The sequence below is a fragment of the Flavobacterium algoritolerans genome, assembly GCF_030010385.1.
Classification (GTDB): domain Bacteria; phylum Bacteroidota; class Bacteroidia; order Flavobacteriales; family Flavobacteriaceae; genus Flavobacterium; species Flavobacterium algoritolerans.
Genome location: NZ_JASCRZ010000001.1, coordinates 79,814 through 95,281, shown reverse-complemented (window position 1 = coordinate 95,281; position 15,468 = coordinate 79,814). Strand labels below are relative to the sequence as shown.

Sequence of the window (15,468 nt, the reverse complement as noted above, 5' to 3'; positions counted from 1 at the left end):
TATATGACTTATTATGGTTTAATGTAAAAGCTGTTTATTTTATATTTTGTTTAATCTTACGTAACGAATATAACCTTTACCTTCAGTTTTTGCAGCAATTCCTTCTGTTGTAAGCGGAATTTCTAAATCGGCGGTGTAATATTTATGATCTTCTACAGCTGTTTCAAATCGCAATTTAAATCCTTTGTTGATTTTAGCATCTTCAATTTCTAGTGTAGTGATGCTACGGTCGCCACCAGTTACTGAAGCTCCAGTTTTGGCGCTGATGTTTTCTGGTTTTTTAGAATAGAATTTATGCCATTCTTTTAGGGTTTTGTACCATTTTTTATCGTCACCCATAACATATAATGTTTTCACATATTCGCCTTTAGCGTTTACAAGTGAAACTACAATATAAGCGCCTTCTCCCATGTAGTTGGACATTTGGAGCATGCATTTGTATTTACTGGTTTGTGCGGCAGCTTGAAAGGACAAAAGGAATAGAAAGGCTATAGATAAACTAATTTTCAGGATTGATTTCATATGTAGATAATATTTGTTTTAAAGGAATATGGTATCGCCATTCTTTATTATTGTTTGTGATTTTCTATCACGGCAATTTCATATTGTTATTTTAAAAATTCTAGAGATACGTTGTTTTTTGTTAAAGACTCATTTTCTTTTGCCAAGGCATAGGCACTTTCGTCAAAATCAGTGGTGATTTCTTTTTTGGCACCAATAGAGATCAGGTATTTTAAGATAGTATCGTCTTTAGAGATCATAGCTGCTTTGTGCAATGCTGTTAAACCATCTTTGTTTTTTGCGTTTACATCGACATTTAAATCAGTAATTTTCTTTAGCAAAGTTAAATCGTTTTTTGCGATAGCAAAGTGATAAAGCGTGCTTCCGTCTTTTTGAGGAGTGACTACGTTTAATCCTTTATCCTGAAGTAGTTTTATTTTAGCTTCAAAAGGATCTTGTTTTGGTCCATTAGCAGCTTCCGGTCCACGACCTATTGGTCTGTAAGACTGTATTAAGTAATATCCTAAATTGTTTCCGTCTTTGTCTTGAACGTTTGCAGCGGCACCTTTACTCAATAGTAGTGCAACTGCTTCTGGTGTCCCAGATTTCACAGCCATCGTTAATGCCGACTCACCTTTACCATTTTGTATATTGATGTTTTTTACAATTGGCAATAACAGTTCTAGTGCGGCAATTTCTCTTGACCCGGCTGCTGCCATTAATGCAGTATTCCCTTCATTATCGGCTTTGTTGGCGTCTACTCCTTTTGCTAAAAAGTAATTGATGATTTCAGTTTGGTTGGATTTACTTACCAGAAAATGAAGTACAGTCTCTCCTGTTTTGCTGGTTACTGTTGGTTTTAGTTTTAATTCCTCTACCAAGTATTTATAGGTTTCAATTGTGTTTGCGTCTCTACGAGAACCTTGTGCAGCAATAATTAGTGCATTATCAGTGTATTTCACTCCTTTTTCTAACAGTGTTTTTAAAAGGGTTACATTTCCAGTCCTGGCTGCATAATTAAAGGCAGTATTTCCATCATTATCAATGTCTTTAAGAGACATTCCTTTAGAAACAAAATAGGTAGTAAGTGTCAGGTTTTTGTCCGACGGTATTGCCATAAACAATAGGTTTAGACCGTCTTTATATTTTTTCTTTGGATCTATTCCAGCTTTAAAAAGAGCGTCATAAACTGCAGTATTATTTTGACCGTTATTGGCTGCAAATGTAATTGGAGTAAAACCTTGGCTATCTTCTAGGTTTATGTCTGATCCTTTGGCTATAAGGTATTCTACGATTGCTGTATTTCCTTTATTAGCGGCCCAATGTAAATAAATACGATTGTCATGAGTAGATTTAGTGACTTCATTTCCGGGTTGTTCCAATAAGAATTTTATTGTAGCTTCAGGTGCATCATTATTAATAGCCATAACGGTTACATCAAAAGCATTTGGTGTTGATGCTGATGGGCTGTTCCCTTTTGCTATTTCTGCTTTAACTGCGTTTACATCTGGTGTTGTTTTCCAGAAAGACTGCTCCAAAAGTGTATTTTTTTGCTGCGCACTCACAAATAAAGTAGCGACTAAAGCAAATGAAATAAAAAGATTCTTTTTCATAAATGTATTGTCAAGGTTCTTATTAATAGGGAAAGTTTGTTTATTTAATAGTTTAGTTATTTAGAATAAATAAAAATAACGCAAATGTAAAAATAAATAGTATAATAGCAATTATTATTTACCCTATAAAGAGAAATTTTTTATTGTGTTTTTTTATACTTGTTTGCACTATATCTAATTCAAAAAGCATAAGAATTTTTTCAATTATCTATTTAGATATAAAATGAATTGAAAGGTTTAATGCAATTGCTTTAAATAGTTCAATTATGCTTTTTTATTTTGATTTACACTTAAACTGTTGTTGTGTTTTTATTTTTTTTATTTCGTCCCCACCAAATATAGCATCCGGATATTGGCAGACTTGCAATGAGTAAACTACAAAGAAAGGCGAATATTTTCCCCGGTAATCCTAATATGGCTCCGGTGTGAATATCATAATTCATTTTCATGAGGTTATCAGTAACTTTATCAGCTGTTTTTCTGCCCCAAAGATGGGAAACAGTCATTTCTTCCAAGCTGTATTGATCAAAATAGCGGTAGTCAATTTTCCAATACGTTCCTTTGTCACTATTCGCATTGGCGGCTATTGGTGAAAGATTCGTTTCCGGCGGATGAATTTCAATGGATTTAGCTTGAGGATATTCTTTCTGCATTTTAAGCCAAACAGCATCTAATGGTTTTACGATTGTAGTAGTTGCAGTTTTCTGATTTTTTTTCGAAAGAGGTTCTTCATATAATAATGATTTTTCACCGCCGGACACTTTATAATACGAATACGCAAACCATTGAAATCCCCATACTAATCCCGTAATGGCAAAAATAATTCCGATTATCAAGATGTAAAAACCGGTGACATTATGTAAATCATAATTTTTTCTTTTCCATTTCGTACCTTTTTTCCATTTGAACCAAAAGCGTTGTTTTGCTGCACTTTTATTTTTTGGATACCAAAGAATTAAACCCGAAACGAGCAGTATTAGAAATAGTAATGTCGCCGATGCTACAATAGTTTGCCCAATTTCATGAGGCAGCCAAAGATAGAAATGTCCGTCTAGTATAAAAGGGAAAAAACCGTCCTCATTATTGATCGTTTTCAGCACTTTTCCTGTATAAGGATTCATGTAAGTTGTATAGTGATAACTGGGTTCGTAATGAAAGAATATAGCTTCAACAGAATTATTTTTTTCATTGTATTTGATGGCGTGAAGCACTTTATTAGGGACTTCTTTTCGTGCGATGATTTCCAGCTGAGATGGAGGTAGAAAGGATTTATTTTGCGTTTCCACAAAACGATATTCTTCTGTGATGTCCTGTATTTCCTCTTGAAAGGCATACAAACATCCTGTTATGGCGATTATAAAAACAATTAAACCAGAGGACAAACCAAGCCAAAGATGGATTTTTCGAATTGCTTTTTTGAAGTTGTTATTTTTCATTTAAAAAGGATAAAACTCCCCACCGAAATGGGGAGTTTAGTGAAACAAAACCAATTATGAAACTTAAAATTTATAGGTTAAACCCGCAGTTACACTTCTCAAACGCTGAGGAGTTACAGTGGACCAACCGGAATAGTATTTTTCGTTTAATGCATTATTCAATTTTAATGCGATATTAAATTTATCACTCGTATAAGATAAAGCCGAATTCAAAACGGTATAACTTGGCAACTCAAATGTTCCAATATTCGCTCTGTTTAAGGTTTTGTACTCGCTGGCATAGTTTCCGCCAAATCCAATTCCGAAACCTTTTAATTTTCCTGAAGTCAACGTGTAATTAGCCCAGAAATTAACCAGGGTTTCCGGTCCTGCTTCTTCGGGTCTTTGTCCTAAATAACCATCTCCGGGATTGTCTTTGGTAACTTCACTTTTGTTGTTGCTGAATCCGGCAATGATGTTAAATCCTTTGACAGGATTTGCCGTAAAACTCACCTCAACACCTTTACTGTTTACTTCGCCGCCTTGAATGGAGTTGTTGATATTATTGGGATCAGTCATTATTCTATTTTTTACATCAATGTTGTAATAACTAATCGATGCCGAAATAATATCCTTGTACAAGTTTGTTTTTAGTCCAAACTCATATTGATTGGCTTGTTCTGGGTCAAAAGATTCCATTCTCGGATTAGAACCATCCACTTCAGAAACTTCTCGTGGCGTTACATTTACAAAGCCATTCATATAATTAGAGAAAACAGAAACTTTATCTTTAATCAGCATGTAAACCAAACCGAATTTTGGAGAAACGGCTGCTTGACTGTTTTCCTCGGTTGCTGTTTTAGATTTGAAGTTATCAATTCTCAAACTCGCCATGGCAGATAATTTATCCGTAATATTCAACACATTCGAAGCATAAGCACTAATAACTTCCGTTTCAGCAGTTGAGTTTCCTTCAAATGAACCTACTAAAAGGTTGTCAACTCCTGCTTGGGTCAAATCTCCCGTATCTGATCCATCGATTAAGGAAACAGTTCCGTTTCCTAACCAACCGGTGCTTCCGTTTATAATATTTGATTTATAATAATCAATACCTGCGACCAATCGGTTTCTTAAACTTCCAATTTTAAAGTCGCCAATGAAATTCTGCTGAATATCAGTTGCCAAAGTTTCTCCGTTTCTTTTAGAAATGTATCTTGAAAAATCATTTCCATTTGATGCGTCAAATAAATACGAATAATATCCGCTGGTTTTACTGTTACTTCTGGATAATACCGTTTGGGAAGTCCATTGGTCAGACAACTTGTAAAACATTTGAGCTTGTAAACTATACGTTGGATTACTGATTGATAATTCGTTTGAAGTAAACGATTTTTTATAATTTCTTTCGAATAATTCGATTGAATTAAAAGATAAAGGAGAATATCTGCTCAAGAAAATCATGGGCGTATTAGCAGAATTTCTGTTGGTGAATTCTGTATTTATTAAGAATGAAAGTTTATCATTCACTTTATAACTTAGCGAAGGCGCAAAGAAAAATGATTTGCCAAAACCTGCATCTTGAAACGAATTTTCTTTTTGATACGCTGTATTTATTCGAACGGCAACATCTGAATTTAAAGGTACGTTTACATCGGCAGTGATTCGGTCCAATCCATACGATCCTGAAATATAACTTATTTCTCCACCAAAAGTTGAGTATGGCTTTTTAGTGACAGTGTTTATTAAACCTCCGTAAGAAATCAAGCTGCTTCCAAATAATGTTCCCGACGGTCCTTTTATAACTTCAATGTTATCCACATTTGCTGGATCGATACTTCCGTTATTGATTCCAGGAAGCCCATTAATCATGGTAGGCTGAACAGCAAATCCTCTCATAGAAAAATATTCTGCTCCATCACCGCCACGTCCTGTTGATTCCCAAAGACGCGTTATACCAGTTGCATTTTTCAAAGCATCACTAAAATTAGTCACTACTTGCTCTTTCAATAATTCGCTGGTAACGGTATTGTACACTTGAGGATTTTCGATATTGTTCAAAGGCATTTTTGAAACCGTAGTGCTTTTTTCTCTTTTGTACTTGTATTTGTTGGTGTTTACAATAACTTCCTTTAAGGTTTTAAGAGAATCTTTTTCTTGCTCTTTTTTTTCTTGAGCACTCACTGTTATGCCAATTAATAAAACAGACAGGTAAAATGTATTTATCGTTTTCATTTATTTAGATTAATTAAAAATAATACCGCAAATATAATAGTGCTTTTTGTTTTAACAAAACTTATTTAGACTAAATATAAATAATATTAAAAAATAATTTACAGTAATTTGAAAGTCAGTATTTTACGGCATAAAAAAAACCTTGCTTATTTAGAGCAAGGTTTTGATTGAAACTTAATTGTTAAAGTTTTATTTGATTTTTTTCATCGAAAACTGTTCAGAACTTGATTTTCCTTGTTGGATTCCCGAAATTTTAGCGACTAAACTGTCTGGAGTAATTTGGCTGTAACTGATTTTTTGAGGATAATCGTGTTTCAAATTTTCAAATGATACTTGTTTATCGGTTGCAGTTGTCAATTTGAAAACAACGGGTTTGTCATTATTTTGTCCCTTTACGGTTGCAGTATACGTTAAGTTTTCTCCTTTTTGTTGTAAAATGATAGATTCAAAATGCACTGTATCTTTCTCTTTTATGTAATAGGATTGTGCTTGAAAGGTGCTATCGTTCAATTTCTCCCAATTTTCCGTTAGATTACCATCGGCTGATTTGTTTTCCCAATTCCCCAAAAGCCAACTTGCCGCTTTGATTTTTTCGTTTTTATTGTAATCAGAATTTTTGCAGGAAACAATAACTAGCAAAAGCAGTATAAGAGTTGTTTTTCGAAACATATGTGTAAGTATTTGGTGTTATTTTGAAACGCTAAAGTATAAAAAAATAAAATAGAAAGATTTTTGATTAATGATTTTTGACCCGAGCGATAGCGAACCAGCGAAGCATTTCAGATAACATTAATCAGAAATTATTTTCGCTTTCTTTCAAAATAGTATAAACCAATTCTTTGGTCGGTTTTTGATCTTTTAAATTCGTTCTGACCACATCGAAAGTCACTTTGAAATCACAACCTAATTTATAATCACTGCAACCATAAGCAGTTTTTCCTTTAAGAACTGTACCTTTTTCACATTTCGGACAGGCTAATTCATCAGGTCCGGTTTTCACCAAAGTTTTCTTCGGTTCTAATTTGAGTTGGAAATTTTCGTCAAAGCGAAGTAAACCTTCCACAGCGCCGGCATCGGTTTTGAAATCTTTCAAGTTTACGGTAGATCCTTTTTGAAGCAATCGCAGGTATTGGTTCTCGGATATTTTTTTCTCCGCAAAAGTATAGGGTAATAGGAACGTGCAACCTGCTTTGTATTCGCCACAGCCATAAGCGGATTTTCCTTTGATGAGCGTTGCTTTTTTACATTTCGGACAGGCTTCCCCCAAAATTCCTGCGGCTTTCTTTTTCTCCACTTTAGCTTCTTCCTTTTGAGCATTTCCTGCATGTGAGATGTTGGCGCGTCTGGTTTCACTGCGTACTTCATACACCAAAACCTCAACCATGCGCTTCATGTTTTTGATAAAGGAACCGGCAGTAAAGGTTCCTTTTTCAATATCTTTCAACTGTTTTTCCCAAGAACCCGTCAGTTCTGCTGACTTGACCAACTCATTTTGAATAGTGTCAATCAGTTGAATTCCTGTTGGCGTTGGCAATACTTGTTTTTTGTTTCTTACGATGTATTGGCGTCTGAACAGCGTTTCAATAATATTGGCTCGCGTGGATGGGCGACCGATACCATTTTCTTTCATCAATTCGCGTAAATCCTCATCATCAACTTGCTTGCCCGCGGTTTCCATGGCGCGCAATAAAGTCGCTTCTGTAAATTGATTTGGTGGTTTGGTTTCCTTTTCCAAAAACGAAGGTTGGTGCGGTCCTTTTTCGCCTACAACAAAACTCGGCAAGATATCGGCTTCTTTTTCTTTGGTATTAGGATCTTCAAAAACAACTCGAAATCCTTTTTTTAAAATCTCTTTTCCCGTGGTTTTAAATAAAACATTGGCAGCTTTCCCGACTACCGTAGTATTGGCAACCAAACAATCGTCATAAAAGACTGCAATAAATCGCTTTGTAATAATATCATACACTTGTTGCTGATTGTATTGCAAATTGCTTTGAATTCCCGTTGGAATAATCGCGTGGTGATCCGTTACTTTTTTATCATTGAAAACCTTGGGTGATTTTTTTATCTTTTTTTCCAAAAGCGGCTGCGTCAACGCGGCATAATTCGTCAGGTTTTTTAGAATCCCGGGTACTTTTGGATAAATATCATTAGGTAAAAACGTGGTATCAACTCTCGGATACGTGACTACTTTTTGTTCGTATAACGTTTGTACAATTTTAAGTGTTTCGTCTGCCGTAAAACCAAATTTGGTATTGCAGTACACCTGAAGACCTGTTAAATCGAATAGTTTTGGTGCAAACTCATTACCGTTCTTTTTTTCGACAGAAACAATTTCGAATTCGCTTTCCTTTACTTTATTGGCGAGAAGTTCTCCATCTTCCTTTTTCAAAAAGCGTCCCTCTTCATAGCTAAAAAGTGTCTCTCGATGCAAGGTTTGCAATTCCCAATACGGTTGCGGTTTGAAATTCTCAATTTCTTTGAATCGGTCCACGACCATTGCCAATGTTGGGGTTTGCACCCTTCCAATAGACAAAACTTGTTTGTAACCGCCATGTTTTACAGTGTACAAACGCGTGGCATTCATACCGAGTAACCAGTCGCCAATGGCTCTGGAAAATCCGGCGTAGTATAAATTATCGTAGTTGGCAGATGGTTTTAAGTTCTCAAAACCTTCTTTTATGGCTTCGGTGGTCAGCGACGAAATCCACAAGCGTTTTACCTCGCCTTTGTACTGCGCTTCGTTCATGACCCAGCGCTGAATGAGTTCTCCTTCTTGCCCGGCATCCCCGCAGTTGATGACTAATTCGGCTTTGTCAAACAAGCTTTTTATGATTCTGAATTGCTTTTGAATCCCTGTATTCTCTACCACTTTGGTCTCAAATTTCTCGGGAAGCATGGGTAAGTTGTTGAGGTCCCAACTTTTCCAGTGCGGTTTGTAATCGTTGGGTTCCTTTAGGGTGCATAAATGCCCAAAAGTGTAGGTTACCTGATAGCCATTGCCTTCAAAATAGCCATCGTGCTTGGTATTGGCTCCCAAAACGGATGCGATTTCACGGGCGACACTGGGTTTTTCGGCAATACAAACCTTCATTTTTTGCTTCTAATTTTGAAGCCGCAAAGTAGGAATTTAGAAATTGGTATTAAAAAGAAATCGGTAGGAGTTATCAACGGGGAGAGTTAGGTTTTATAAGGGGGAAGCAATCATATCGAGTTTGTCCATTGTTTTAGGTGTTTATTTTTGCGGAGAGTTTACTTAATTCAGCTTAAAATCCTGTTCAAACTAAATATTGAACAACAAAGTCAGATAACTACAAAGTTGCGCTGCATAAAATGTAGTTATTATTTATTGATAACAATCCATAAAAAAACCGTTACAATTTTGTAACGGTTTCTGAATTAATGAATTAAAACCTTATTTATTTTGGCATAATAACACTATCAATTGCATGAATCACTCCGTTAGAAGCTGACACATCTGCAAGAACAACTGTTGAAGTTCCTCCATTTGCGTCTGTCAACATCACTTTTCCGTCTTTCAAGCTCAAAATAATAGTGCCACCTTGAACAGTTGTAACAGTATATTTTCCGTTGTTTTTGTTTATTGCATCAATTACTGTAGCGGCATCAAATTTACCTGCTACCACATGATAGGTCAATACTGCTTTCAATTTGTCTAAACTTTCGGGTTTCAACAAGCCATCAACAGTTCCTTCAGGAAGTTTTGCAAATGCTGCGTTATTTGGTGCAAAAACTGTAAAGGGGCCGTCGCCACTTAATGTTTCTACTAATCCTGCTGCTTTTACAGCAGTAACTAATGTTGAGAAATCTGCATTTCCTGCCGCTACATCTACAATCGTTGATGGCTCCACTACAGCTGTAGTGTCCATGGCTACTGCAGTAGAATCAGTCATTTCAGTAGATTCTGCTTGCTTTTTTTCTCCACAAGAAGTAGTTATTACTCCTAATAATACAAATGCGCTAATTGTTTTTACTAATTTCATAGTCAATGTTTTAAGTTTAAAATTATTTATATCTCAAATATACAGATTAAAAACTGTTGTTTAATCTTTTTAATAAATAATTAAACAAAAAATAAAATAATAGTATTATTAATAGAGATGAGTTCTATTTTTATAAATATGGAGCGCTGCAACCAAATTTTGCAAATTATTTAAAGATCAAATAAAAAAATACAATTGGAAGTCTCTGCAAATGAACGCTAGTAGGGGATTGGTAAAGCGTACCTATATTTTAAAGACATCCAGTCGTTGCATCCAGGGAATTTCTGATTCAACAAACGTAAGTTTGGTCTTGATGATGCGGTCACTTTTATCTCTGGGATTTTTAGTGACAAATCTCGCCTTGGAATTATTGAAATCCAACGTGTATTTTTCATCAAAGTCTTCTTGTTTGTTCGAAGAGAAGGTAATCACATTGTCTTTCGCTATCCATCTCCCTTTTCCGTATTTATTTACTTCAGGCGGAAATCCGTTTTTGATTTTAGAATACGAATGAAATACGAATGTTCCATCTTGATGCAAGGTCAATTTGTATTCAATTAAATGGTCGCCTGCTGCGCTAAAAGTACGATTGTAATCACCGGAAAATCCATTCGATTGTGCGAATGTTGTAAGGTTGAACAATACAAGTAACGTGATCAGTATTAATTTCATTGGTTTGGTTTGTTTAATGGGTTCGTACTTATTTGCTGCTTTTGGTTTATTTGTTAGCGATAGGCTTAAGTCATTGATAGGAAAGAAGCAATCCCATCCAGTTTGGCTAATATTTTATTTGCTTTTCGTTGTGAACACTACTATGGTAATCTAGATTAAAATTGGCACTAGTTGCAAACGATCACCATTAGGCTTGCTTAACGATTGTTTGCAATCAGAGCTATCGGAGACAAGATTGTGTTAATCTTATATTGTTAATGTTCTATTTTCTTTTTTTAATTCACGTCGGATACCTTCGAGTAGCTGTTGTTTACTAACCATTGTTTCATTTTTTTGGATAACAGTTAAGGCACAATAGCGTAATATATTGATTATGGCTTCTCCAGTCAGTTCAAATTGTTCGGCAATATTTTCTATATCAATACTTGCGTCCAATTCGCATTTTCCTGAAAAGGCATTTTTCCATAATTGTAATCGTTCTGCTGGACCCGGCATCGTAAAATGAATTATGGATTGAAATCTCCTTGTAAAAGCATCATCGATATTTTCTTTTAGGTTGCTGGCTAAAATGACTACTCCGGGAAAATCTTCTGTTTTTTGTAACAAGTACACCGTTTGTTGGTTGGCATGCCTATCGTTTGATGATGAGGTTGCTGTTCGTTTGCCAAAAAGGGCATCTGCTTCATCAAAAAATAAAATCCAATTTTTATGTTCCGCCATATCAAATATTTTGGATAGGTTTTTTTCGGTTTCTCCAATGTATTTTGACACGATTATCGAGAGATCCACTCGGTACACTGCTGTCGCGGTCATTTTGCCCAGCAAAGCGGCAGTCAGTGTTTTTCCAGTGCCCGGAGGTCCATAAAATAAAGCTCTGTATCCGGGTTTTATTTTGTTTTCGAGTCCCCATGCTGTCATAAGAGTTGTACCATGGTTTAGCCAAGAACTAATTTCCAATACTTCTTCCATGACAGAATTTTCTAAAACCAAATCCTCCCAATTCAAAGCAGTAGAAATTTGTTTCGCAGGAAACGAAGCACTGTGTTCCAATGACGGTAAAGTGCCTGTCATGAAATACTGTAACCAGCGTTCATTAAGGGAGAGAACACTACTCAAAACAGGTAATTGTGTTTCTGTAGGCGCTATAATTAAGACTTGTTCCCTCGATAGTATATGGTTTGCGTTAAGTATTGTAAACACTTCAGGTCTTAATTCGGGATTAATAGCTGTAATCAAGAAGCAAAAGGTTTGACCAGTGGGTAAAAATCCGCTATGACTTGTATTAGTAACTCCGCCAAATTCAGTAAAACCGCGATCATACATCGCATTTTTGCTCAAAAAAACATCTAATAGTTCAGGTTTAATTTGGGGAGCAAGGATTAAAGCAAGGCAAAGGCGTTCGGATTGATTTAATTGCCATTTATTTAGGATTTTATGATAGGTATTGTCATCTGCATGAATTTCGGGTGATGGAATATCTCTCCAATGATTTTCATGCCCATCCTGAAGTAAATAACTACAGATTACTTGATTTATTACTTTTTGCAACCAATCCATTTCCTCTAGTAATACAGCAACATTTTTATTAGTTTTCATAGGTCAATTTTCACAACGTTATTTGATTCAAATTTAGTATATTATTTTTAAAATGATTTGGTGTAATTTTTAATGTTTCACTAATTTTTATCATAGAATTCGCTTGTGATTGTTTATTTCAGACCGAGCGAGGTTGTGTGCTGAAGTTAAATGCAAGTGTATCTAGTGTGTCATTGCGAGGAACAAAGCAATCCCATTCAGTTAGTCTATTGTTTTACTTGCTTCTCGTTGTGGTCACAGTTTGCAAAACTACGCTAACGATTGTAGAAATGCGAGCGATCCGTTTTGTTGATTATTGGAATTGCTACGAAGTCGTGAGACTTCGCAGAGCAATTACGATTATATTTTGTTGTTGCGATTTGTTTATACTTCGCAGAGCGGGGTTTCATTCTTCGTTTTTTTCCTCTAGCTTGTTACTCAAAGGTTAGCGCGCGTGTCCCCCTCGTGCCAATTACAATTGATAATGTATTTACTTTTATTTGTATTCACGAGCGGGACGCTCGCGCCAGCCTTTAGATTTGTTCTTTGAAAAATCAGTAAATTTAAATTAACAAGAATTACTATAGTTCTGGCGTAAAATGAATTAAGCTCATTTAACAGATTTCATTTACTGACAATTAATAAAATAACAGATAATGTAATTGATAAGGTAGAAATTATTTTTAGTGTTTTTTTATTCGTTGGTATTTCGTTATTTTTGTGGCAGATGTGTTAGTCTAAATACCCAAATTTTTAAACTTTTTTACAGCTTTTGGGGTACATAATTGTAATATGAAATTTTGAAGTCCCGATATTTTATTTCCTCAAGAACTAATGAATACTCAATCTCATTTTTTGAATTATGCATGTGAAATTGTGTAAGGAGTCCATTTGGAAAATTGTTCCGCGCTTTCCAAATTTCATATGCAGTTGAAAGCTCTAACAGGGGTGAAAAATCGAAACTTGGGTCAACCAAATACTTACAGTGACCAATGTTTTTATTTTTCTTTAATTGGTCATTTGTACTCACTAAGTAGATGTTGTTAAATCGTTTTTCATCAATTAAAGAGTCATTATGTTTTTCAAAATCATAGTTATTAATTTGGTATTTGTAGTGATTACTGTAAGAGGAGGCGTTAAAAAGTGATATAAGTACACCTGGTTTTTCCAATTCTTCTGTTTTGAAAATTTGTTGGGCACTTAAACCGTTATAATCTATGAGTATTAGTTTGTATTTTTTCTTGCGTATCGGAATTTTTACAGCATAATAGCTATTGTCTTTAGAATTGATTAGATAACTTCTCGTATCACTGATGTTTTTCAATTTAGATTTAAATTGGTATCTAACTTCACAATCAAATTTATACACCTGTTGGGAATACAAGTTAGGAAATGCGAAAAAACAAAATAGATAAGTAAGTAGTTTCAAAATATTAGCAATAATTTATTAAAAGTCTGATAATTTTCTGCCACGAACTTTACAAGTGTTATTTTTAATTTGATAATTATAAAGGTCAGCTGTCCTTCACAAATATATAATTTAAATCTGAAAAATCTGATAAAAAATAGTACCTCTAAATTGACCATTTTCATTCAAGAACTCTACGAAAAACCTAAACGACCTTGAATTATTCAAATTCCCTAGCCCTGATAGCAGTGAAAATCCTTTTTTAAAGCTTTTTTTGCCGAAAAAAGATTGTAACGTATAGCAGGAAATAGCTCCTGATTGCCACACAATTCGTTCCTCATTGTTCGCAATGACAATCTCAATTAGGAACCTTGCAAACTGAATACTTTTTTCGTATTTTTGCACTCCAATAAAAGGAATAAGAAAATGTTAGATAGACTTCAAATAGTAAAACAACGTTTCGATGAGATATCGGATTTAATCATTCAGCCGGATGTTATCTCTGATCAGAAACGTTATGTGCAATTGAATCAAGAGTACAAAAGTTTAAAAGCTTTGGCCGAAAAGCGCGATGAATACGTTATTTTGATGGCGAATATCGATGAAGCAAACGAAATTATAGCCGATAATAGTGATGCAGATATGACCGAAATGGCCAAAATGCAACTGGAAGAAGCAAAGGAAAGATTACCGGAACTGGAGGATGAAATCAAATTTATGTTGATTCCTAAAGATCCCGAAGATGCTAAAAATGTTATGGTGGAGATTCGTGCCGGAACGGGTGGGGATGAAGCGAGTATTTTTGCAGGGGATTTATTCCGTATGTACACAAAATATTGTGAGAACAGAGGTTGGAGAACATCTGTTGTGGATATGAATGAAGGAACTTCGGGTGGATTTAAAGAGGTGATTTTTGAAGTTACCGGTGAAGATGTTTATGGAACTTTGAAGTTTGAAGCGGGTGTTCACCGAGTGCAACGTGTACCGCAAACAGAAACGCAAGGACGTGTTCACACATCAGCAGCGACTGTTATGGTATTGCCGGAAGCAGAGGAATTTGATGTGCAAATTGATATGAATGATGTACGTGTGGATTTCTTCTGTTCGTCAGGACCAGGTGGACAATCCGTAAATACAACCAAATCAGCGGTTCGTTTGACGCACATTCCAACAGGATTAGTGGCGCAATGTCAGGATCAAAAATCACAACACAAGAATAAAGACAAGGCTTTTGGCGTATTGCGTTCCCGTTTATACGAACAGGAATTAGCCAAAAAACAAGCGGAAGATGCTACCAAACGTACGTCTCAAGTAAGTTCTGGTGACCGTTCTGCCAAAATCCGTACCTACAATTACGCACAAGGTCGTGTAACGGATCACCGTGTAGGATTGACTTTGTATGATTTAGGAAATATAATGAATGGTGACATTCAGAAAATTGTTGACGAGCTAGCGTTAGTCAACAACATGGAAAAATTGAAAGAAGCCAGCGAGGTATTCTAAATAAAAAAAAGTGAAATTCGTTTCACTTTTTTTTGTACTCTTCGGGACCTCTGAGGGTAGTAATTTTTATAAAAATAAGCTATTGAAGCTATATTTAGTTTTAAAAACTATTTATAGGCTTCAACGATTCTATACGTTACTATGTCATTTGTAGCCATCAATTTTATTGCTTGTAATGCTTTGGCTTCCGAAAGCGTATAACCGCTTGCATAACCTGTTGGCGTGTTTACTTCCCAAAAATAGACCGTTTTATCTGTAGTTTTGCTAATTGCAATTTTTTGTTGTTTTGTAATTGTATTTTGATCAATTTTTTCTTTTGCGTTTGCAAACAAAATTGTTGTAGCAAGTAAAGATGCTGATAAAATAAAGTTTTTCATGTTTTTTTCTGGTTTAAATTGTTAGATTATTACTGCAAAGATAACATACTTTTAGATTTTGTTTGTTATATAAATTTTTATTTTTTTTATATAATTGACTCATATCGGTTTGGAAATCAAATTCTTTAGGTTTGAAAATAATGCTTTAGTTTTGTCTCACTAATTTAT

12 protein-coding genes are annotated in these 15,468 nt (G+C 35.1%); 1 reads left to right on the top strand and 11 read right to left on the bottom strand.

The window, feature by feature from the left end; all coding sequences use genetic code 11:
- Positions 1 to 39: 39 nt before the first annotated feature.
- The 10 genes from QLS65_RS00370 to QLS65_RS00325 form a co-directional block, all read right to left on the bottom strand.
- On the bottom strand, positions 40 to 522 hold the full coding sequence (locus tag QLS65_RS00370; protein WP_121342626.1) for a DUF2271 domain-containing protein: 483 nt from the start codon (positions 520 to 522) through the stop codon (positions 40 to 42).
- 86 nt (positions 523 to 608) lie between these two features.
- Entirely contained in the window at positions 609 to 2,114 is a 1,506-nt protein-coding gene (locus tag QLS65_RS00365) for an ankyrin repeat domain-containing protein (RefSeq protein WP_282714497.1), read from the bottom strand.
- A gap of 290 nt (positions 2,115 to 2,404) precedes the next feature.
- Positions 2,405 to 3,550: a PepSY-associated TM helix domain-containing protein gene (locus QLS65_RS00360; protein WP_282710316.1), complete on the bottom strand. Its 1,146-nt coding sequence runs from the start codon at positions 3,548 to 3,550 to the stop codon at positions 2,405 to 2,407.
- A gap of 63 nt (positions 3,551 to 3,613) precedes the next feature.
- Positions 3,614 to 5,761 (bottom strand): TonB-dependent siderophore receptor, encoded by a 2,148-nt coding sequence (locus tag QLS65_RS00355; protein ID WP_282714495.1) that lies wholly within the window; start codon positions 5,759 to 5,761, stop codon positions 3,614 to 3,616.
- A 189-nt stretch (positions 5,762 to 5,950) separates the two neighbouring features.
- Positions 5,951 to 6,430: a DUF6265 family protein gene (locus QLS65_RS00350; protein ID WP_282714494.1), complete on the bottom strand. Its 480-nt coding sequence runs from the start codon at positions 6,428 to 6,430 to the stop codon at positions 5,951 to 5,953.
- A gap of 124 nt (positions 6,431 to 6,554) precedes the next feature.
- Positions 6,555 to 8,855 carry a DNA topoisomerase 3 gene (locus tag QLS65_RS00345; RefSeq protein WP_282714492.1) on the bottom strand — a complete coding sequence of 767 codons (2,301 nt, stop codon included), beginning with the start codon at positions 8,853 to 8,855 and terminating at the stop codon, positions 6,555 to 6,557.
- A gap of 325 nt (positions 8,856 to 9,180) precedes the next feature.
- Positions 9,181 to 9,765: a fasciclin domain-containing protein gene (locus QLS65_RS00340; RefSeq protein ID WP_282714490.1), complete on the bottom strand. Its 585-nt coding sequence runs from the start codon at positions 9,763 to 9,765 to the stop codon at positions 9,181 to 9,183.
- Positions 9,766 to 10,008: 243 nt separating this feature from the next.
- A complete protein-coding gene (locus QLS65_RS00335) occupies positions 10,009 to 10,437 on the bottom strand; it encodes a copper resistance protein NlpE N-terminal domain-containing protein (protein WP_282714488.1) in 429 nt (142 codons plus the stop codon).
- Positions 10,438 to 10,683: 246 nt separating this feature from the next.
- Positions 10,684 to 12,033 carry an ATP-binding protein gene (locus tag QLS65_RS00330; RefSeq protein ID WP_282714486.1) on the bottom strand — a complete coding sequence of 450 codons (1,350 nt, stop codon included), beginning with the start codon at positions 12,031 to 12,033 and terminating at the stop codon, positions 10,684 to 10,686.
- 742 nt (positions 12,034 to 12,775) lie between these two features.
- On the bottom strand, positions 12,776 to 13,336 hold the full coding sequence (locus tag QLS65_RS00325; RefSeq protein WP_282714484.1) for a hypothetical protein: 561 nt from the start codon (positions 13,334 to 13,336) through the stop codon (positions 12,776 to 12,778).
- Positions 13,337 to 13,846: 510 nt separating this feature from the next.
- On the opposite strand from QLS65_RS00325, the gene prfA reads away from it, so the two are divergent.
- Positions 13,847 to 14,923, top strand: coding sequence for a peptide chain release factor 1 (prfA, locus tag QLS65_RS00320; protein ID WP_282710301.1), 1,077 nt, complete (start codon positions 13,847 to 13,849; stop codon positions 14,921 to 14,923).
- Between the two features lie 107 nt (positions 14,924 to 15,030).
- On the opposite strand, the gene QLS65_RS00315 is transcribed toward prfA, so the two are convergent.
- A complete protein-coding gene (locus tag QLS65_RS00315) occupies positions 15,031 to 15,300 on the bottom strand; it encodes a hypothetical protein (RefSeq protein WP_282710299.1) in 270 nt (89 codons plus the stop codon).
- Between the last annotated feature and the right edge of the window lie 168 nt (positions 15,301 to 15,468).